At 53.3% G+C, this 20,899-nt stretch carries 15 protein-coding genes; all 15 read left to right on the top strand.

Translation table 11 applies throughout. The annotated features are described in order from the left end of the window. Positions 1 to 3 precede the first annotated feature (3 nt). The 15 genes from PT964_RS04545 to PT964_RS04475 all read left to right on the top strand — a co-directional run bounded on the left by PT964_RS04545 (position 4) and on the right by PT964_RS04475 (position 20,784). The gene (locus PT964_RS04545) at positions 4 to 2,067 is read left to right on the top strand and encodes a YIP1 family protein (RefSeq protein ID WP_274362144.1); all 2,064 of its coding nucleotides are present in this window, start codon (positions 4 to 6) and stop codon (positions 2,065 to 2,067) included. Further along, positions 2,060 to 4,345, top strand: coding sequence for a DUF5696 domain-containing protein (locus PT964_RS04540; protein WP_274362143.1), 2,286 nt, complete (start codon positions 2,060 to 2,062; stop codon positions 4,343 to 4,345). The genes PT964_RS04545 and PT964_RS04540 overlap by 8 nt, the downstream gene beginning before the upstream one ends. After that, positions 4,342 to 5,268 carry a carbohydrate ABC transporter permease gene (locus tag PT964_RS04535; protein WP_274362142.1) on the top strand — a complete coding sequence of 309 codons (927 nt, stop codon included), beginning with the start codon at positions 4,342 to 4,344 and terminating at the stop codon, positions 5,266 to 5,268. The genes PT964_RS04540 and PT964_RS04535 overlap by 4 nt, the downstream gene beginning before the upstream one ends. A 6-nt stretch (positions 5,269 to 5,274) precedes the next feature. Continuing rightward, positions 5,275 to 6,264 (top strand): carbohydrate ABC transporter permease, encoded by a 990-nt coding sequence (locus PT964_RS04530; protein ID WP_274362141.1) that lies wholly within the window; start codon positions 5,275 to 5,277, stop codon positions 6,262 to 6,264. A 51-nt stretch (positions 6,265 to 6,315) separates the two neighbouring features. Then, positions 6,316 to 7,269, top strand: a complete 954-nt coding sequence (locus PT964_RS04525) for a ComEC/Rec2 family competence protein (protein WP_274362140.1) — start codon at positions 6,316 to 6,318, stop codon at positions 7,267 to 7,269. A gap of 45 nt (positions 7,270 to 7,314) precedes the next feature. Further along, a complete protein-coding gene (locus tag PT964_RS04520) occupies positions 7,315 to 8,079 on the top strand; it encodes a glycerophosphodiester phosphodiesterase (RefSeq protein ID WP_274362139.1) in 765 nt (254 codons plus the stop codon). Between the two features lie 118 nt (positions 8,080 to 8,197). Beyond that, positions 8,198 to 12,244, top strand: a complete 4,047-nt coding sequence (locus tag PT964_RS04515) for a hypothetical protein (protein ID WP_274362138.1) — start codon at positions 8,198 to 8,200, stop codon at positions 12,242 to 12,244. Positions 12,245 to 12,334: 90 nt separating this feature from the next. Continuing rightward, entirely contained in the window at positions 12,335 to 14,029 is a 1,695-nt protein-coding gene (locus PT964_RS04510; RefSeq protein WP_274362137.1) for a glycoside hydrolase family 71/99 protein, read from the top strand. Between the two features lie 37 nt (positions 14,030 to 14,066). Further along, complete coding sequence (locus PT964_RS04505) at positions 14,067 to 14,828, top strand: sugar phosphate isomerase/epimerase family protein (protein ID WP_274362136.1); 762 nt, start codon at positions 14,067 to 14,069, stop codon at positions 14,826 to 14,828. A 22-nt stretch (positions 14,829 to 14,850) separates the two neighbouring features. Then, on the top strand, positions 14,851 to 15,219 hold the full coding sequence (locus tag PT964_RS04500) for a sensory rhodopsin transducer (protein ID WP_274362135.1): 369 nt from the start codon (positions 14,851 to 14,853) through the stop codon (positions 15,217 to 15,219). A gap of 206 nt (positions 15,220 to 15,425) precedes the next feature. Next, the gene (locus PT964_RS04495) at positions 15,426 to 16,385 is read left to right on the top strand and encodes an acetylxylan esterase (RefSeq protein WP_274362134.1); all 960 of its coding nucleotides are present in this window, start codon (positions 15,426 to 15,428) and stop codon (positions 16,383 to 16,385) included. Positions 16,386 to 16,472: 87 nt separating this feature from the next. Next, entirely contained in the window at positions 16,473 to 16,796 is a 324-nt protein-coding gene (locus tag PT964_RS04490) for a YbjQ family protein (RefSeq protein ID WP_274362133.1), read from the top strand. Further along, positions 16,793 to 17,026, top strand: a complete 234-nt coding sequence (locus PT964_RS04485) for a hypothetical protein (protein WP_425262670.1) — start codon at positions 16,793 to 16,795, stop codon at positions 17,024 to 17,026. Before PT964_RS04490 ends, PT964_RS04485 begins: the two co-directional genes overlap by 4 nt. Positions 17,027 to 17,579: 553 nt before the next feature. After that, on the top strand, positions 17,580 to 19,208 hold the full coding sequence (locus PT964_RS04480; RefSeq protein WP_274362132.1) for a helix-turn-helix domain-containing protein: 1,629 nt from the start codon (positions 17,580 to 17,582) through the stop codon (positions 19,206 to 19,208). A gap of 172 nt (positions 19,209 to 19,380) precedes the next feature. Then, the gene (locus PT964_RS04475) at positions 19,381 to 20,784 is read left to right on the top strand and encodes an ABC transporter substrate-binding protein (RefSeq protein ID WP_274362131.1); all 1,404 of its coding nucleotides are present in this window, start codon (positions 19,381 to 19,383) and stop codon (positions 20,782 to 20,784) included. Positions 20,785 to 20,899: the final 115 nt, after the last annotated feature.

Here is a 20,899-nt window from a genome sequence, read left to right as displayed (position 1 = left end):
ACGATGAACCGTAAATACCGCCGATTATTGTTGAGCTTGATCGCCGCCGCCTTGCTGATTGCCGGTTTGCCTGCACAGCGTTCGGAGGCTTCCATTCCGTACTTCACGTCGTCGACGGATGCGAACGGCCGCTGGATTCCCGCGCCGTACGCGTTCGTGCCGTGGAAGCTGTGGGAGGGCTTTAAAGATCCCGCAGATTTGTTCATTATGCCGAACGACGACATTTACGTGGCGGACCGCGGGAACGACCGGATCGTTCATCTTGCCCCGGACGGGCGGGTCATCCGAACGATTCCCGAAGAAGGGACGGAGGATCGGACGAATACGCTGCGTACGCCCGAAGGCGTATTCGTAACCGATGACGGTTTTATTTATGTGGCCGATACCGGGAACAAGCGAATCGCCGTCTTTGATCCGAACGGTCAATTTGTGAGAGAGGTGAAGGCGCCTCAGTCCGAATACATCCCTAAAAATTATTTGTACGTCCCCGTCAAGGTCGTCGTCGATAACCGCGGGTTTATATACGTCGCGAACAAAGGCGGTTATCAAGGGCTGCTGCAGATGTCGCCCGAAGGAGAATTTGCGGGCTTCTTCGGCGCCAACAAAGTTCCTTCGAATTGGATCGATACGCTGAAGCGAAGGTTTTACACGGAGGAGCAGCTTGCCGAGGAGCAAAAAAATTTGCCGGGCTCGATCTCGAACATGACGATGGACGACCGCGGCTTTATTTTCACCGTCAACCAGGGCTTGAAGAGCGGCCAGCTGAAGCGGCTGAACGCGGGCGGCATCGATTTGTTAAGCGACAAAAACTTTGCGCCTTGGGTCGGTCCGATGGACCGGTTTTCGTTCACGGACGTTTCGGTGGACCGAAGCGGCTTTATGACGGTCATCGAAAGCGCCGGGGGCCGCGTTTATCAGTACGATTGGCAAGGGAATATGATATTCCGCTTCGGCAACGACACTTCGGTCTCGCCCAGGTACGGGCTGTTCAAGCGCCCGACCAGCGTCGTTACGGATTCCTCCGGAAATATTTACGTATCCGACGGCGAGCTCAATATGATCCAAATTTTTAAGCGTACGGAATTCGGAACGATGGTGCATGAAGCGCTCGCACTGTATAAGGACGGCAAATACGAGGAAGGCGAGAAGCTGTGGAAGGAAATTCTCGTGCGCCACGGCACGTTCGACAAAGCTTATCAAGCGCTGGCGAAGAGCGAATATAAGCGGGAAAATTACGAGCAGTCGCGAAGCTTTTTCGAGCTCGCTTACGACAAAACCGGCTACTCGGAGTCGTATTGGCAAATTCGCATGAACTGGCTGCTCGATTATTTCGGGATCGCTATGACCGTGATCGTTTCATTATGGGCGCTTCTGTTCCTATGGTCCAAGTTCGGAAAGCGCATGCTGAAGCAGCGCCGAACCAAAGCGCAGAAGAGGGAAAAAGGCCCGTGGAAGTACTCGTTCTACATGCTGTTTGCCGTGCTTAGACATCCGATGAACGGCATGTACGATATCGCGGCTAGCAGCATGATCCGAGGATGGTTCGCCTTCATCGTGCTCATTGCCGGCTTTGTCGTTACGATTGCCGGAAAGGCGGCCGTTAGCTTCGTTTTTGCAGAGGCGCGGTTTGAAGAGTTGAATCTATGGATGGAAGCGGCGAAATATTTTCTGCTTTGGTTCGCCTGGCTTTTCGCCAACTATTTGATCGGCTCGGTCATGAAAGGCGAAGGCACCTTGAAGAAAGTGTTCATTGTGAACGCCTATGCGCTTGCGCCTCTCGTCCTGTTTACGCTGCCGGTGCAGCTGCTGTCCAATGTGCTGACGCAGCAGGAGGCCGTTATTTACGACGCTGCCATGAACGCCATTCAGCTGTGGGTGCTCATTCTGATCTTCATCGGAACGCAGACGGTGCATAATTACAATGTCAAAGAGACGCTCGGCATGTCGGCCGTCTCCGTATTTACGCTGCTCTGTTTGGGACTGTTCGGCTTCGTCACGGTCGGGCTCGTCTACCAGGCGGCGGACTTCTTTATCCAGCTGGGAAGGGAGCTGATGAACCGTGCTTAAGAGGCTGCTGCGCTTGTCTCTCTTTCCGGCCGTGCTGTTGATTGTGCTCGGGGGCTTGGCTCTATATATCGTTTGGTCGGGGGACAGCAGCGTAACGACGGGCAATTATACGCCGGATAAGGCGAAGGATTACTTCGAGAGTCTTCCGTTCGAGACCGGCCTCCCGGATGGAGCGAAGCAAACGATCGACGGAACGGCGTGGTATTTGGTGAGCGGCGGCGATCGGGAGACGTCCCTTTGGCTGGAGCCGGAATCCGGCCGGATCGCCGTGAAGGATGCACATGGAACGATGTGGTACGGCAACCCGACCTCCTCCGATATGGAGCGGGAGGAGGTTCAAGGGCTGTGGCGCGCGAACCTGCAATCCCCGTTCTTATTTCGGTACTTGAAGCCGCAGCAAAATTCGCCGGAGCTGAGCAACGCCGTGGAGCATAATGCCGCGGTCGCGTGGCGGAAAATCAATGGCGGCGTAGGCGTTCGTTACGTGCTCGACGATTTGGGCTTTTCCTTCTATTTCGAGTATCGCTTGAATAACGGAGAGCTTCAGGTGCATATGCCGGAGCTGGGATTGCTGGAGACGAAGGAAAACAAAATCGTCACCGTGGAATTGCTGCCGTTCATGGGGGCGGCACCGTCCGGAACGGAAGGATATTTATTCGTGCCGGACGGTCCGGGAGGCTTGATTTATTTTAATAAAACGCGTTCCCCGCTTGTGACGGCGTACGATTTCCCGGTGTACGGAATCGACCCTTCCATTCCGCCGAACGGTCAATTTTTCCCTAGGGATTCGATCGCGTATCCCGTATTCGGATTGAAGCGCGGCGATGCGGGCTTCCTGGCCGTTATCGAAGAAGGCCAATATAAATCGAACGTATATGCGGCGCCTTCCGGCATTCACACCGGCTTCAACCAAATATTCGCCAGATTTCATGTCAGAAGGCCCTTTAAGCAGCCGATCAGCTTGACGAAGTCGATCGACGCTTACGAAAAGAACATGACGGTGGAGCCGATTACCGTCAAGTACATGTTCCTCAAAGGCGAGGAAGCGAATTACGTCGGCATGGCGAAGGCGTATCGGAATTATTTGCAGAAGGAAGCCGGCGCAGCCAAGCTGCAAGGCGGCTCGAAGGAGCCCCCGGCCTATTTCGAATTTATTATGGCGGCGACGGAGCCGAATCCTTTCAATACGAAGACGGTCGTTTCCACTACGTTCGAACAGGTCGAACAAATCGTGGAAAAGCTACGGGGCCGCGGCGTCGGAAATATGATTGTCGGGGTCACCGGCTGGAACCGGGGCGGCTTGCAGGGCTCGCTGCCGAAACGGTTCCCGATTGAAGAGGGGATCGGAGGAGCGGACGGACTGAAGCGGCTGTCCGGGAAGCTGGAAGCGATGGGAGACGCCAAGCTGGTGATGCAGGACGTGTTCACGCAATCGACGAACGCTTTCGGCAACGGCTTCTCGCCGCTCGAAGACGCGGCTCGTATGGTTGACGGCACGGCATACCGGGAGATGTTCTGGAGCGATTGGTACAGCAAGGAAACGTATTACTATCGTCCGAATGCCGAAAATATCCGAATTAACGTCGAACAAGCGCTGGAGCAGTACAAACGATTGCCGGTAGACGGGATCGGCATAGCGGAATTCGGGGGCTTGCTGTACAGCGATTTCAGCAGAAAGCATCCGCAGGATCGGAAGACGATGGCGAACATGTACGCGGAGCTGCTCGACACGACGCGCCGAACGGTCGGTTATGCCATGACGAGCGGCGCGGGCGCCTATGTGCTCGGACATGTCGACTATATTCAGTTGTTTCCGACCGTGTACAACTACGACTTAATCATCGACGAGGAAGTCCCGTTCTATCCGATCGCCGTTCACGGCTTGGCGACATATTCGGCGGCGCCAGGCAACGTAAGAACGAATCCCGAAGTGGAGTACTTGCGGGCGATCGAATACGGGGAGATTCCTTACTTTATGCTTACTTATGAAGACCCTCGCGTTCTCAAGCGAACGATGTTCGCCTATTTGTTCAGCTCGAAGTTTGACGCGCTGGAGGATCGGGTGCTGGAAGAATACGAAGCGTTCGTCGACGCCTCCGAGGGCGTATGGAATTTATTTATCGAGAACCACCGCAAAGTGGCGGACGGAGTTTACGAGACGACCTACGAGAACGGGCGGAAAATTTGGGTGAATTACAATCAAGTGCCGTACAGCGGCGAAGGGCATACGATGGACGCCCATTCGTTCGCGGTCATTGAACGGGGAGTGAGCGGATGAATGCTGTGAATCGGCAAGAGACGGCGACGGGTTTAAGCCTCAAAGAGCACGCGCGCCGCAAAAGAGCGATGTCGGCCCGGTCGGCGTTAACCGCTTACGCTTTCCTGCTGCCTTGGATCGTCGGCGTGCTGCTCTTCATGGCGTATCCGCTGCTGTATTCTTTGTTTTTAAGCTTTCACAAGCTGGTCGTTTCACCGGACGGCAGCGGGCTTGATTACATTTATGTCGGCATGGACAACTTTAAATACGCGTTTTTGCGGGACAACGTATTTCCGATCGAAATGCTTCTTTTTTGGCGCGAGTCGCTGCTGATCATCCCGATTACGGTGCTGTTCGCTCTGCTCGTCTCGCTGCTGCTGAACCAGAAGTTTCCCGGAAGAATGATTTTTCGCGCGATCTTTTTCCTTCCGGTCATCTTTGCTACCGGCAAAGTGCTGATGGAGCTGTTCGCGCAAGGGCAAGGGGATTTGCCGTTCGCGGAGCAGTACGATCTGGCGGGGATGATATACGATACGTTCCCGCCCGTGCTTGCGGACCCGATCGTCAGCCTGTTGAGGAAATTCATTATCGTGCTTTGGTATTCCGGCGTGCAGGTGATTATTTTCCTTGCCGCGTTCCGCACCGTGCCGCCTTCGACGTACGAGGCGGCGCAAATCGACGGCGTAACGCCGTGGGAATCGTTCTGGAAAATCACCTTTCCTTCGATCGTTCCGTTCATTTTTCTCAACTTGATTTATACGCTTGTGGATTTGTCCACGTACTCGTTTAACCCGATCATCAATCACATATTAGGAAATATGAGCAATTTGAAGACGGGCTACGGTTATGCGAGCGCGCTCGGATGGATTTATTTCGCGTTCATTTTTGTACTGGTTGCGATTTTGGCGCGGATCTCGCTGCGTTTCAACCGAAGGGAGGTGTAGCAAGGCATGACGACCCATTACGATTACGAACGGACGGCTTCCAAGCCGAAACGAAAACGCTTGCGGGTATGGGGGAACGAGCGTCTAAAGCTATGGTTGCTCGGCCAACGGATGAACGACGGGATCATTTTCAAATGCCTTACTTACGTCATGCTCATTTCCATCTCCGTGCTGTATCTTTCGCCGCTGTTTTACATGCTGTCTACGTCCTTTAAGGATATCAGCGACTTGATCGACCCCGCGGTTCGCTGGATTCCGAGGCAGCTGAAGTTCGAAAACTACGCGGACGCCTTCAAAGGTCTCTATTATTTGAAATCGTTGAGCCATACGCTGTTTATGGCTTCTGCGGCCGCGCTGCTCCAAATGCTCTCGTGCGCCATAACGGGATATACGTTCGCCCGAATGAACTTCCCGCTCAAGAACGCTTTATTTTTCATCGTGCTCATTACGTTCATCATCCCGACGCAAACGATGGCGATTCCGCTGTTCGTCATGTTTTCGAAGCTCGGATGGCTGAATTCGCCGCTGCCGTTCATTGTGCCCGCAGTTTTCGCGCAAGGGATCAAGGGAGCGCTGTTCATCATCATCTTCCGGCAATTTTTCGCCACGCTGCCGAAGGAGATGGAGGAATCGGCAAGGATGGACGGGGCGGGCGCTTTCCGGACGTATTGGAAAATCATGCTTCCGCTCGCGAAGCCGGCGCTCTTAATCGTCTTTCTGTTTTCCTTCGTTTGGCACTGGAACACTTATTTCGAAGCGGCGCTATATTTGAAGAACGAGAAGTTCCTGGCCATGGCGCTGCAGATGGATTGGATGCAGGGCCGATTGAACGACATGTCGCTCAGCAACAACGGCTTGCTGGCCGGGCAGTTCGATATGAACGAGCCGATCAAAATGGCAGGCGCATTGCTCATCATTTTGCCGCCGCTGATTCTCTATATGTTTACGCAGCGGCATTTCGTCGAAGGCATCGAGCGTACGGGGTTAGTGGAGTAAACGACGAGCTTACAGGGTTCGTAGAGTAAAAACGAGGCGGAGGGATGCACGGTGGAGGAACGTGTTTCAAGCGGCGGGTTAAGCGGGTATATCGTCAGCATGATGCTGTTCGATGTAAACCGGCTGGAAACGGATGCGTTAGGCGATCCGCACAAGTGTCCCGCGGACAGCTTTCTGATTCGCGTTCAAGGGAGCGACGGGGAGATCAACATATTGCTCGACGGGGCCAAGAAAGGGCAAGGGCGGCAAATCGTCATACCGTATTTGCTCGAACAAGGAATTACGACGCTCGATTGCGTCATATTGTCGCATGCTCACAGCGACCATTTCGGCGGGCTTGTCGATTTGCTGAACGACCCGCGATTTACGGTGCGGCAGTTCGTGTATTCCCCCATCGACGACGAAATCGTTAGGCAATCGGACGACGGCGACAATTACTCGTTCTGGATGGAGCTTCGGGAGCGGCTTCGTACTCATCCTAACGTGCTGGAGCTGAACGAGAACGATGTCGGGACGTCGCTGCGATTCGGCTCCAAACTGTCGTTCGACGTCGTGTCGACCCCCGATCGGGAATATTTGGGCCGTCACAGCCATGTGGATCTCAACGATTTCAACATTGTCCTCCGGCTCCGGTACGGCCGGTTTACCGCGTTAATGACGGGAGATTGCGGCGTATATCAAGCGAATCGTATTTTGAATTCGCCGCAGAAGGAAATGATTCGGTCCGTCACGATGCTGAAAGCGGCGCACCATGGGGGAGACGCCTCCACGACCGAGGAGTTCATCCGCGAATGCGGCGCCCCGATCGTGGTCGTACCTTGCAACGAGACGGTCGTTGAGCATCGTCCGTCCTTTATCCGCAACATGCACTTGTTCGGCAGGCTCGGCGCCAAGGTGCTCAGGGCCGATTGGTCGAAGCGAATTCAGGTGAACACCGACGGGAATGCGGTGGAATGCGTTCTTGAGACCGAATGGTTTACGGAAAAGACGTTTATGAAGCTGTAAACGTCGTGCAGAAGCTTTCAAAAGATGAGGAGTGGGATCATGGGCATGAAGACGGGAAATGAAGCGGCGCGCGGCGTAAAGGCGATTAATGTCGCGCACCGGGGGGCGGCGGGGTACGCTCCCGAAAATACGATGGCCTCGTTCGAGCTGGCGCTTACTATGAATGCCGATTGGATCGAGCTTGACGTGCATTTGTCCAAGGACGGGGAGCTCGTCGTCATTCACGACGAGACGGTCGACCGGACGACGGACGGCACCGGCTTGATCAAAGATTTGACGGTTGCCGAGCTGCAGGCGCTTGATGCCGGGCGCTGGTTCTCCGAGAAGTATGCGGGTGAGCGCATACCGCTGCTCCGCGACGTGATGGAGCTGTGCCGCGGACGGATGGGGGCGTTGATTGAAATCAAGATGCCGTGGCTGTATCCGGGAATCGAGCGGAAGCTTGCCAGGGAGCTTCATTCGCTTCGAATGCCGGAGCCGGAGCATCCCGGCATGATCGTCCAATCGTTCGACCGCGATTCGATGCGGCGCTTCCGCGAGGCCGACGCCGATGCGGCGGTCGGCATCCTCGTCGGAAGGCCGGAGGACGTAACCGATGAGCTTCTTGCGGAATACGCGGCGTTCGCTAATTACGTGAACCCGTGCATTCCTCTCGTCTCGGAGGAGAGCGTCTCCCGGATTCATTCGTGCGGGTTCAAGGCGTTTGCTTGGACGGTGCGGTCGCCGGGCGAGGTCGGGCCGCTTCTCGAGGCAGGAGTGGACGGCATCATCACCGATTATCCGGACTATGTGAGATCAAGGAAGGTGTGACGACTTTAGAGAATACCGGCGAACGTTCCGGGTGAAAGGAGGTGATTCATAACGAAGAGGACGGCTTAGCAGTCATCATGATGCGGCATCTAAAAACCATGACGGGAGGAAGGTTTGAATGAAGCTTGCAGTAATGAGAACGAAGCTAATTTGGGCAATCGTCGGCGCGATGTTGTTCGCATGCATTCCGGCGACGAAATCGCCGGCGCTAGCGGCAGGTACCGATTTTATTCAGTACGATTTTAACGAGGACGGCAATTTGGAAGGCTGGATGGGCATCCGCAACGGAGTCGAAAGCTACAAAGTGGAAGGCGGTGCGCTTCAGCTGAAATTAAACGGAATCGATCCGTTTTGGTACGCCCCTAGACCGCTCGGCTTGACGACGACGACGGAACAGGCGGTTACGATCCGCATGAAGTCGAATAACGGGACTTCGGTCGCCGTATATTTTGATACGGACGTATATCCGGGCTTGTCGCAGGCGAAACGGCTTGTCATTCCGATTGTGGCCGACGGCGAATACCACGAGTATTCGATCAAAGCGGGGGGGCACGCAAACTGGAAGGGCACCGTGCAAAACTTGAGACTCGACTTGGAGCCGGCCGAAAGCGTTCCGGCGGAGGTAAGTATCGACTACATAAAGATCGGTGATTATTCGGTGTTCAGTTACGAATTTAATAATTCCACGAACGGCTGGAGTTCTGAAAGCGGTTTATCCGAGCTGCAAGCCGGAGCTGCCAGCGTCAGCGCTTCGGTATACGGCACGGGTGCTATGACTATGGTTTCCGGGCCGGTCGGTCAGACGTCCGAAACGATCGGCGAAATGAAAATACGTACCCGTATTGATGGCGGTCAAGCACAATCCATTAAGGTGGGCTTCACCACGGATACGTCTTCGGAGTTTTCGGAGGATAAACAGCTGATCGTCCCGGTCGTCTCCGACGGAGCGTTCCATGAATATACGATACAGCTGTGGGAGCACCCGCTTTGGGAAGGAACGATCGGGCAGCTGAGCCTAACGCTGGATTCCGCCAATGAGGGCACTGTGTGGGAAACCGACTTTATCCGTTTCCAGAGCGTCGCTCTACCAAACTATCAATGGAATACGGACGGAAACGCGCAAGGATGGATCCCGATTCATAACTTGGCCGATTTCAAAGTGGCCGGCGGAGTGATGAGCGCTCGAGTTACGGGCGGCGACCCCCACTTGGGCAACGATAATGTCGAGGGTGTAATCGGCGAGCGGGACAAAACGTTAACCGTACGCATGAGCGCGACGGCAGGCAGCTATGTCTCCGTTTTCTTCGGGACGGAGCAGGCGCCGTATTATGCGGAGGCAAGAAGGTTCGACTTCGTCATTACGGCGGACGGAAATATGCACGAATACACGGTTTCGGTCGGCGATCATCCGGAGTGGAAAGGGAAAATTACGAAGCTCCGCATGGACTTGGAAGGCGGAGACCGAACGAATGCGATCTGGGCGCTAGACGAGGTCGGCTTCATTTCCTCTCCGGTTGCCGCAGACCTCAATATTAAGCGCTCCAAGCCTGCACTGCATGCCGGGGAGGAAGCCGAGCTTTCCGTCGAAATTGCAAATACCGGCGGGAAAGCGTTCTTCGAGCCTCGGGCCGAGCTGGTGCTGTCCGAAGGTCTTGAAGTGGTTGACGCAAGTGCCCAAGCGGACCTCACCGATTTGCATCCGGGACAAAAAGCGAACGTAACTTGGAAAGTAAGAGCGACGTCCGAAAGCCCATCTTCGGCTGAGGTACGGCTGCAAACGGCCGGCTATGCCATGAGCCGTTCCGTTGCGCTCCCTGTCCTTAAGGAAGCTTCCGCCGCCCTGCCGCCATCGAAGCCGCAGAACGCCGTCGCTTCCGTAGATCCGGCGACCGGAGATGCAGTGCTTGAAAACGGCCAAACTCGCGTCGTATCGCCGAAATCCGCTTTCGGCTACGGTCAATATCAAATCTTTACTTGGGACGACGCTTCACAAGGCTGGCAGCTGATGGCAACCGTTCAGCCGTTCGCTTCGTCCGTCGTCAGGTCTCCGGACAATGCGATCGAAACGGTTTCCTTCTATCCTTCCGCGGCCGCCGCACATACAGGAGACGGAGAAGCCTCGTTAGCGTTCCATGGCGCGACCGTCGATTCAGCCGGCAGACAATGGACGTATGACTTTGATTTTTCGTTGGAAGACGGAGCGAAGCAAGTCAAGACGAAGCAAAACGTGCAATCCGACAGCGCCGCCGAGCTGCTGAATATGACCGGCCCCGTTCTGACCGTCGGGGAGGGAAGCTTCGGCAGCGCGAAGGACGAAGCGTTGTTCCCCGGCTTGGAGTGGTTAGTTGGAGATGAGGTTTCTTCCAGCAAGCTTGACGTTACGACTCCCGACCACTTGCGCCTTGTGCCGCATCCGTACAAAATAACCGTTCCGCTCATGGCAGTAAGGCAAGGCGGACATTTGATCAGCCTCAGCTGGGACCCGCATCAAAAGTGGGACGGAGTGAATGAACTGCCGGCGGCCAAATTCGCTTCGCCGAACTGGGCGGAAGGGCAGAACAACCATGTCATGGGTATATCCGCATTAAGCGTGCCGACTTGGGTGAAAGAAAACAGTGAGCTCGCGCACACGGCTTATTCGCTGGCGGCCGGACAATCGATCGGGCTTGAAGCGGGCATAACGACCGCAGAAGCCTCATCCGTTGCGGAAGCCGTAAGCTTGTATATTAAGGAAGTGCCGCTTCCGGAGGTGCCCGAGGTTCATTCCTTCGAGAAGCGGGTGGATCTCGGACTGGACGCTTATTTACGCACCTATTGGGATGCCGCCACGAAGGGCTGGCGTCACGTCAATATTCCGTCGTGGGGGACAAATCAATTTCCTTCGGATATGGCAAACCTGAAGCTGCTCGCCATGGCGGATCCGACGCGCAAGGCCGAAGCGGAGCAAGTGCTCTCGGAAGCTCTGTCCGCAATGCAGGACAAGAAGCAGCTCGGCAAGCCGGATTTGCACATTCCGCAATATCAGGCAGCCTTTCATGTCGGATATATGACGGAGGCGCTGGCCGGATTGACGGAACAAATGACGGGGATTATGAATGCGCAAGCCGCATCGGGCGCATGGCTGTACGAGGAAGCCATTCGATACGATCCGCCGCTCGGCGAGAAAGGTGCGCCGCTCGTCGGACAAACGGCGCTTAACGCCAAACAGCTGCTGAAATATGCGCTCATGACGGGCAGCAAAGAAGCGGAGGTTGCAGGCTTTAAGGGGCTTGCCGCATTCGAAGCGATGGGCAGCGTCCCTCGTTCCAGCCAGCCTTGGGAAGTTCCGCTGCACACGCCGGACATTCTCGCGGCGGGCCATGCGGTAGGCGCTTACGTGCAAGCGTACAAGATTACGGGCGACGAGAGCTACATCGAAAAAGCGGCGTTTTGGGCGCAGGCGGGAATGCCGTTCGTATACACGTGGGGAGTCGACGACCGCCCGGTGATGAAATACGGAACGATCCCGATTTTCGGCGCTTCCGCTTACATTAACCCGTGGTTCGCCGTGCCGGTGCAATGGAACGGGCTCGTATACGCTTATGAGCTGCTCGAGCTGGCGAGATACGACAGCGCCGGGCCATGGAAGCAACTGGGTGACGGCATATTGGCAAGTGCCGAAATCCAGCAAGCTTCCGAAGATGACGAACCGTGGAGAGGCGGCTACCCGGATAATCGGAAATTGATTTCCAACAGCCGTTCGGATACGGTGATGCTAAACCCGGAAGAAATCGTCAAGACGGTCTTTATGCAGCGTTTCGTTGAAGGTAAAGGCCCGAACCCGGATATCGAGACGACCGTAATTAAAGGCTGCCCGAGCTCGGCAACGAGCGAGTCGCCTTGCAAAGCAGCGAGCGTGACGTCGCTTTCGAAGGTGACGAATACGTCGCCGGCCGATACGCGGCATCTCGTTTCGTTCCGTCTGGCGTATCCGGCGGGAGAGACGACGTATGTACTTGTCGCCCGGCGCGAGCAGCCGCGAAAAGTTACAGTGAACGATTCGAATCTGCCGCCGAGCGATACGCTGAACGATGCGGCAGCCGGCTGGAGCTACAACGCGGATCAAGGTTATCTCATTCTTAAAATCCCGCATTCGGGCAACGATGAAGTGAAAATTCATTATTAATACGTCATGTAAAGATCAGGAGACAAACCCAGTACCGCTTTCGTGCTGGGTTTGTTTCCATCATCGGCGGAAAGGAGCGTGTTTGCTGCAATGGTACACCATCGAAATGGCGAGTCTGCGGTAACGGACGTGCTGCTCGCGGGGGCGGACGAATACGGAAGAGCGCTTCCGGCATACGGGGAGGTAAGCGAACCGCGGCGGGACAGTTTTGTTGGCATTTTTTATTTTTTATGGCTGGGCCAGCACGGGACGGACGGCCCATACGACAACACGAACATTTTGGAGCAGGCTCCCGAGGCTGTCTTTGACCCGGACCACCCGCTTTGGGGACCGCCGAACGCGTTTCATTTTTGGGGAGAACCGCTTTACGGCTATTATTTGAACAACGATGCGTGGGTTCTGCGCAGGCACGTGCAGCTGCTGACGAACGCCGGGATCGATTTTCTCGTCTTCGATACGACGAATGCGGTAACGTACAAGAACGTATACGACACATTGTTTGCCGTAATGGATGAAGTCAGGAGCCAAGGCTTCAACGTTCCGAAAATCGTGTTTTACACGAATACCCGATCCGGGGAAACCGTAACCAAGCTTTACGACGACCTATATAAACCGGGCCGTTACCGCGAGCTGTGGTTTCATTGGAAGGGAAAACCGCTCATGATCGGCGATCCGGAGGAATGCAGCGAGGAAATACGGGAATTTTTCACCTTCCGTCTTAACCAATGGCCGTTCGACGAACAGAAGACGAACGGGTTTCCGTGGATCGAATTTGTCCGTCCGCAGCGGGTGTACTATAACGACGAAGGCGAGAAGGAGGTGATCAGCGTAGCCGTGGCGCAGCACCCGACGTGTTCGATGAGCGATACGCCTTTCTACGGCTTCGGGGACAATTGGGGCAGGAGCTATCATGACGGCAGCAACGACGACCGTCCGGGCGCGGCTTATATGGGCTATAACATAGCCGAGCAATGGGAGTTCGCGCTGAAGGAGGATCCGAGCATCGTGTTTATTACAGGCTGGAACGAATGGATCGCCATGCGGCTGAAGGGAGCGCCGGAGCGTCCGATTTTGTTTGTCGATCAAGCGACGCTGCACTTTTCGCGGGACATCGAAATGATGAAGGGCGGTTATAACGACAGCTACTACATGCAAATGATCGGTTATATCCGCAAATTCAAAGGGTTGGGGCCGCCGGCGCGCGGAGGGAAGAAAACGATGGCGATCGGCGGCGATTTCAGCGGGTGGGCGGACGTTTCGGCGGTTTATAAAGATTTTGCCGGAGACACGAAGCCCAGGCATCATAGCGGGTACGGAGATGTTGTATATATCAATGAGACGGGCCGAAACGATTTTGAGACGCTGAAGGTTGCGCATGACGACGAGTTTCTGTATTTTTACGCCCGCACCGTCGAACCGGTCAGCCCGCGCACCGGAAAGCATTGGATGATGCTGCTTATTAACGTATCCGGCGGCGCGAATCAAGGCTGGAACGGCTTCAGCTTCATCGTCAACCGGAACGTGCTCGACGAAACGACGACAGCTGTAGAATACAGCGACGCAGGCTGGAATTGGGTGCGTAAGGGGACGGCCCGCTACGCCGTTTCCGGCAACGAGCTACAGCTGGCCGTCAACAGAGAACTGCTCTGCCTGCCGGAAGGAAGCCCGCTTCGCTTCGAATTCAAATGGATTGACAATATGCAAAGCGAAGGGGATATGATGGATTTGTACATAAACGGCGATACGGCGCCGGACGGCAGGTTGAGTTTTTTGTATGCGGAATGAGATTTTTAATTTGGGAGCGGGAAGCGGGGAGATCACAATGGACAAAACGAAAATTGCGGCTCAGCTGTACACGGTCAGAGATTTTTGTCAAACGGAGCAGGAATTGGAAAGCAGCTTGCGGAAAATCAAATCGATCGGATACGCCGCGGTGCAGCTTTCCGGCATCGGGCCGATCGAGCCCGAAAGAGTAAAGCAGCTTTGCGACGATAACGGATTGTCGATCTGCGCCATCCACACGGGCTATGACCGGTTGAAGCATGATTTGGACGGCGTGCTGGCCGAAAACCGGATGTATGGAAACCGGTACATCGGAATAGGAGGAATACCGAGCGAATACCGCGGCAGCGGGGATGGATACCGGGCGTTTGCGAAGGAGGCTTCGGAAATTGCGCGGGCCGTTGCCGATCAAGGGATGCGTTTTATTTATCACAACCACCATTTCGAATTCGAAAAGTTTAACGGGCAAACGGGAATGGACATTTTGTTTGCGGAAAGCGATCCGCATGCGTTTCATTTCGAGCTGGACACGTACTGGGTTCAAGCCGGCGGAGCGAATCCGGTCGATTGGATCCGCAAGGTGACGGGCCGAATGGGCGTCGTTCATTTGAAGGATATGGCGATTGTCGACAACAAGCAAATATTTGCGGAAATCGGAGAAGGAAATCTCGATTGGAACGCGATTATCCGCGCCTGCCGGGAATGTGGCGTCAAATGGTACGTGGTCGAGCAGGACACGTCGCTTCGCGATCCGTTCGAGAGCTTGGAAATCAGTTATCAAAACTTGTTGACATATATTTGAGATGAAACGGGAGGGCTAGGAAATGAAAAAAATCGGGGAAAAGATTTGGTTTATTCCGGACGGGTACATCCCGCCGACAAGCTCCGGCTCGATGGAGAGCCATGAGTCGGTCTGCGTGCTGAATTGTTCGCATGAAGAAGCGCTGCTTCGGTTTACGATTTATTTTGAGGACCGCGACCCGCTGGAAAACATTCAATACGTCGTTCCCGGCAGGCGCACGAAGCACATTCGCACGAGCTCGCTTTCCAGCAACGGAACAGGCATTCCGGCCGGTGTGCCTTACGCGATTGAGGTGGAAAGCGATATCCCGGTGATCGTGCAGTACAGCAGGCTGGATACGACGCAGGCGGAGAACGCGTTGATGTCGGTGATCGCCTATCCGCTGAAGTGACGGAGGGGAGCCGCTATGCCTATGGAAAACAGCATGTTCGCCAACTTTCGCGCAGCGATGAACTGGCTGGAAGAAGGAAAAATCAAGCTGGACGCTAACGACAGTGCTTGATTGGAGTGCTTTGTAAAAATAGAAGGATTTCGCGGACGGCGTATGGAAATAGGTAACGAAGCTTGCACTTTTTATCCGAAGGAGTCGTTGCTTTCGTGAACGCCATCCGTAAACGTATTGAAGATTTGCATCGATATATGCCGCCGTTGACGAACGACCCGGCTACTCTCGACCGATTCTGGGACGCCGTCGAGGCCCGATACGGAGCGAAACCGCTCAACGGCACGATTCGCGCATCGGAAAGCCCGATGTGCGGAGTGGACGTGTATCATGTCTCTTATGAAGGATTTGACGATACGCCGATTTACGGCTGGTACCTCGTGCCGGCGTTTCTGAAACAAGACAAATATCCTTGTGTTGTCATCTATCAAGGCTATACGGAAGATAAAGGGATGCCCGAGCGGTATGCGCCATGGCTGCTGCTCGGGTATGCCGTATTTGCCGTCGATCCGAGAGGTCAAGGCGGAGAGACGGGAAATCGATTGGATTACGACGGCGGGGGCATTAAGGGCTGGATTACGCAAAATATTACGGACAAAGACCGCTGTTACTATTTGGCGCTTGCGGTAGACAGCGCCAAAGCCGTCGATTGGGTGAGCGGCCGTCCCGAAATCGATCGCGGAAAAATTGCCGTCATGGGTGCGAGCCAAGGCGGCGGTTTGGCGCTGCTTACGACGGCGATCAGCGACAAAGTATCGATGACGATCGCCGACATTCCGAATTTATGTCATTTGGACTTCGGCATAATGAATTCAACAGGATCGCTTACGGAAGCCTCCGAATACGTGAAACGAAATCCGCCCGTTTTGGAGAACGTGCTGGATACGCTGTCCTACTTCGATATTATGAATCTCGCTCATCGTATTCGCGTGCCGGTACATTTTTCCGTCGGATTAAAGGATTTGGTCTGCTGGCCGGAGACGATTTTCGCGGCTTATAACCGGATCGCCGGCGAAAAAACGATCGAGGTGCACCCTTTCTCCGGGCATGAAGTAGGGGAGTATCAACAACGGTTGACGATGCAGCGGTTGAAGCGATGGGCACAACATTCATGAATTCGGACGAATTTTGGTGGACGTTATATTCCTTACATGGTAAGTTAATCCTATAATATATTAATTATATTAAAGGAGAATCGGCACATGATTATCGTAACGACGGAAAATATCCCTGGCTATCAGGTGAAAGAAGTTCTAGGCACATGCTTCGGACTCATTGTAAGAAGCCGCGGCATCGGAGCCGATATTCTCGCATCGTTCAAGGGACTGATCGGCGGGGAAATCAAGCAGTATACGGCTATGCTTGAGGATTCGCGCAAGGAAGCGATGGACCGGATGGTCAAAAATGCGCAGGCTATGGGAGCAAACGCCATTGTCATGGTTCGGTTCGACTCGGGCGAAGCGGGTCAAAACATGTCCGAGGTGTTGGCTTACGGCACGGCTGTGGTGGTGGAAAAGCGCAATTGATGTGGGTCTGGATCGGCGCCGGTTATGTGCTTTTTCAAATCGCGTTTTTGTTGACGGTGCTTATATTGTCCAAGAGGAAAGACCGGCGGTATAAAGCAAACATTCCGGCTGCGACAGTTCCCGCGGGATTTGTGCCGACGGCGGAAGTGCAGATCGACCCGGTAAGCGGCAAAAAAACGAGAGTGTATTACAATGCGAAAACGGGCGACCGATTGTATTTGGAAGAATAACTGCATGTGTAAGGACGACCGAGTGTCCGTTAAGCGTATTTGGGGCATACGGCAAAAAGGAAAAGAGCATATGTTTAAAAGGGAGATTGTCTCTTTGATTAGCCGTCGACAGCTGCGTGACGGCCGAATAAGAGAAAATCTCCCTTTCTTATTGTCTTATCATGCCGCGTTAAAAATAAAGTGTTTGATTTTGTTGAATTTTGAAAGTTACTCGTCTTACAATCATTCACTCGCGGCAATAATATGACATATCATATATATCAACCATGCATAGTTCGGCGTTTTATGACTATGTTCAAAATAGATATATCCGATAAGGAAAATTATCGACAATTTTCTACACTTTCACTTCATAAAATATATGTATTGAAACTGCAAGTTATAATGCATATAATATTACATATAATAATATATTGATAATACATGATATTAATTGTAAGTGCTTACATAGTTTCCTTGACAAAATGCCATACTATTTTATTTTTCCATCATCGCTCAATAGAAGTTTTTCCAGGGATTTGCCAAATTAAGACGGGGGAGAAAATTCAGAGAGATGAAGATGTATTCGCTATTGGTTGTGGATGATGAAAAATGGGTGCAACAGGAAAAAAACGGCACGATCAATTGGGAATCGGAAAAGATCAGGCTGATCGGCTCGGCGGACGTTCATGAAGAGGCCTGGAACAGGCTCATGCTAAACGTGCCGGACATTCTAATTGCCGATATTCATACGCTCGGAGATGACGGTCTGGCCCTGATCGAGAGCATTAAGAACGTCAATCGGCGAATTAAAGTGATCGTCCTGAGCAAGTACAGCGATTTTTGTTACGCCCAAAAAGCGATTCGCTGCGGGGCTTTCGATTATGTGCTGAAGCCGATTAAGGAAACCGAGCTGCTTGAAGTGTTAAGAAGGTGCGTCCGCGAGCTGGATCGGGAAGAACAAGTGCGTAATCGGCCGGGAATGTCGACCGGTTTTCTGCAAAGAAGCTCAGCTTTGGCGGATCCTCGTCTGATGGAACTGGCCTTAACGGGACAACCCGCATACCCCCTGGGCAGGATGGAGAACGAAGGCGGAACGTACGACTCACACACAGGTCCCGGGAACATGCTGCTTGCAGTAGTGAAAATTTTGGACTGGGGCAAAGTGAGAACGCACGGCAGAGACCGGCCGGCCATTCGCTACGATTTGGGCAAGCTGGCCGAAGAGACGTGCGCAAGGTGGGGGGAGGCCCTTTCCTGCCCGCTAAACAACCACGAAGATGCCGATTTGGTCATTTTGTACAACGGCTTGACGGATGAATTGCATGAAAAGAAGGAAAAGAGTTTTGTCAAAGGTCTGACCTTGTTTGCGCAAAGCGCCGGACAGCATTTGGACGTGCAGCTGAGTGTGGGCGTCAGCGGGGAGTTCTCTTGGGCGAAGCTTCACCAGACGTTCGACGAAGCGGTTCATGCATGCGCCTATGCCTACTACGAAGGTCCCGGCAAAATCCACAGCGTGCGCAAGCTGCCTAAGCTTCCCGGCGCCAAGCGGCCGTACAGAGGTCCGAACGCTTCATGGGAGAACCGGATTTTCCATGCCATGAAGCTGGGAGACATCGAACAAGTGCAGCATCTTGTCGAAGAGCTTTGCGAGCATGTTCGTGCTTCCAAAGATAAATACGCCCCTTTAAGCGTTTACCGGGGGTTAACCTCATTAATAAGAAATGTCATACATAGGTGGGCGGCTTCGTCTCCGAACGGACCGGAGCGCCTGAACGGTCCTTTTACGGTGCAGCTTCCCGCCGACGGCTTCTCGGGATTGCGCGATTATTTGGGCCCGATGTTTCAAAAATATTGCCACGAAGCGAAATCGGGCGGGAGCCGGAATAAAATTATCGAGCTCGCTCTGGATTATATCGAAGAGCATTTTACCGAAGACATTATGATGAGCATGGTGGCCAAGGACCACTATGTGAACCCTTCTTATTTCAGCAAGCTGTTTCATGAAGAAACGGGAGAAACGTTCAGCAAGTATGTCGCTCGGTTGCGCATTGAAAAAGCAAAGCAGTTGTTAAAGAATTCCACTTTAAAAATCTACGAAATAACCCTCCAAGTCGGATATAACGATTTTCGGCACTTCATCAAGACTTTCAAACAAATGGAAGGTATTACCCCTGCGCAGTATCGGAATTTGGGCAGTTAATGATCTGTAAATGATTCCGCTTTTCTTCGGCACATTCATTTTTCTCAGCAAATAAAGAAACAAAAATACTACACAAAATACAAAAATAACCGCCTTTATACCCCAAAATAAAACGCATACAATGGGAATGCGTCTAAAAAAAGTAATTTATTACATGAGGGAGGAAAAAAGGATGGCAAAAAAGGGACCAATCGAAGCACCTTGGAAAAAGTCTCTTGTTATGCTGCTCGCGGTCATGTTGTCCTTGTCCGTCTTCCTGGCGGGCTGCGGAGGCTCGAACGGAGGCAGCGGAGGCAATGGCGACAAGGCGGAAGGCGAAAACAAAGCCGAGAACAAAAACAGCGGCGAGAGCAAAGGCAGCGGCGAGAAAGTAACGCTTACCATCTGGTATTGGGGGGGCAAAACGAAAACAGATTTCGAAACCATTATGATCCCGGCGTTTGAGGAGAAGCATCCGAATATTAAAGTCAAATATATGCAAGATGAAGGCGGTACCGACAAGCTGACCACCTTGATCGCCGGAGGCACTCCGCCGGACGTTGCAATTCTTGACCGTTTCATGACAGGGGCTTTCGCAGCGAAAGGATCTCTGGAAGACTTGACTCCGTATATCGCGACGGACAATGAAATCGCAGCCGAGAACTATTACCCCAGTACTTGGGCGGAAGGCGGCTTTAACGGCGGTCAGTACTCCATTCCGTGGGGGACCGACGACCGCGCTTTGTATTACAACAAAACATTGATGCAAGAAGCGGGTCTTGATCCGAACAAACCGCCGACAACGACAGCCGAGCTGGATGCGATGGCGGAGAAAATTACGAAGAAGACGGCGAACGGGCAGTATGAGCAGATCGGCTTCATTCCTTGGATGAACCAAGGCTCCATTTTTGCCTCGGCCTGGAACTTCGGCGGAAAGTTTGAAAACAACGGCGAATTGACTCCGAACGATCCGCAAAACGTGAAAGCGCTTGAATGGATGGCAAACTACGCGAAAAAGTACGATATGGCGAAAATCAACAAATTCAACGAATTGTTGGGCCAAAGCGGAATAAACCCGTTCTGGACCGGTAAAGTCGGATTCGTCGTCGACGGTAACTGGATTTTGAACGATTTGATCAACAACGACAAGGTGAAACCGAAATTCGAATGGGGCACCACCCCGATGCCTGCCGGCGACGGTGCCGAGCTGACAACTTGGTCGGGCGGATTCTCCTTCACGATGCCGAAAGGTGTGAAGCATCCGAAAGAATCATGGGAGCTCATCAAGTTTATTACCGGTTACGAAGGCACGCTGCTCTGGGCTAAACGTCCCGGCGCTCAAAACGATATAAGCGCAATGCCGAAAGTGAATGAGGATTTGAAGCTTGCCGACAATCCGAACCTGAAGACGTTCCTGGATATGATGCCGAAAGCGCACTACCGTCCTGTTTCCCCGGCCGGACAAAAATTGTGGGAAGAAATGTTCCGCGTGCAGGGCATGGCGATCGACGGAAAAGGAGAGCCCAAGAAGCTGCTTGACGAAGTGAAAAAGAATGTCGATAACGAGTTGAAGAAGCTCGAAGCGCAAAATCAATAATAAAGAAAGATCGATGAAAGGGGTAGAATCGACTACCCCTTTCCTATGTTGACTGAATTCGAACATGAATAAAGGGAGTCGAACCAGAAGGATTTGAATTGCAAAGAGGTGAAGG

Source organism: Paenibacillus thermotolerans (assembly GCF_028745515.1).
Taxonomy (GTDB): Bacteria; Bacillota; Bacilli; order Paenibacillales; family YIM-B00363; genus Paenibacillus_AE; species Paenibacillus_AE thermotolerans.
Note: the sequence above shows the minus strand (reverse complement) of the source record. Positions and strands in the feature narration are given on the sequence as shown.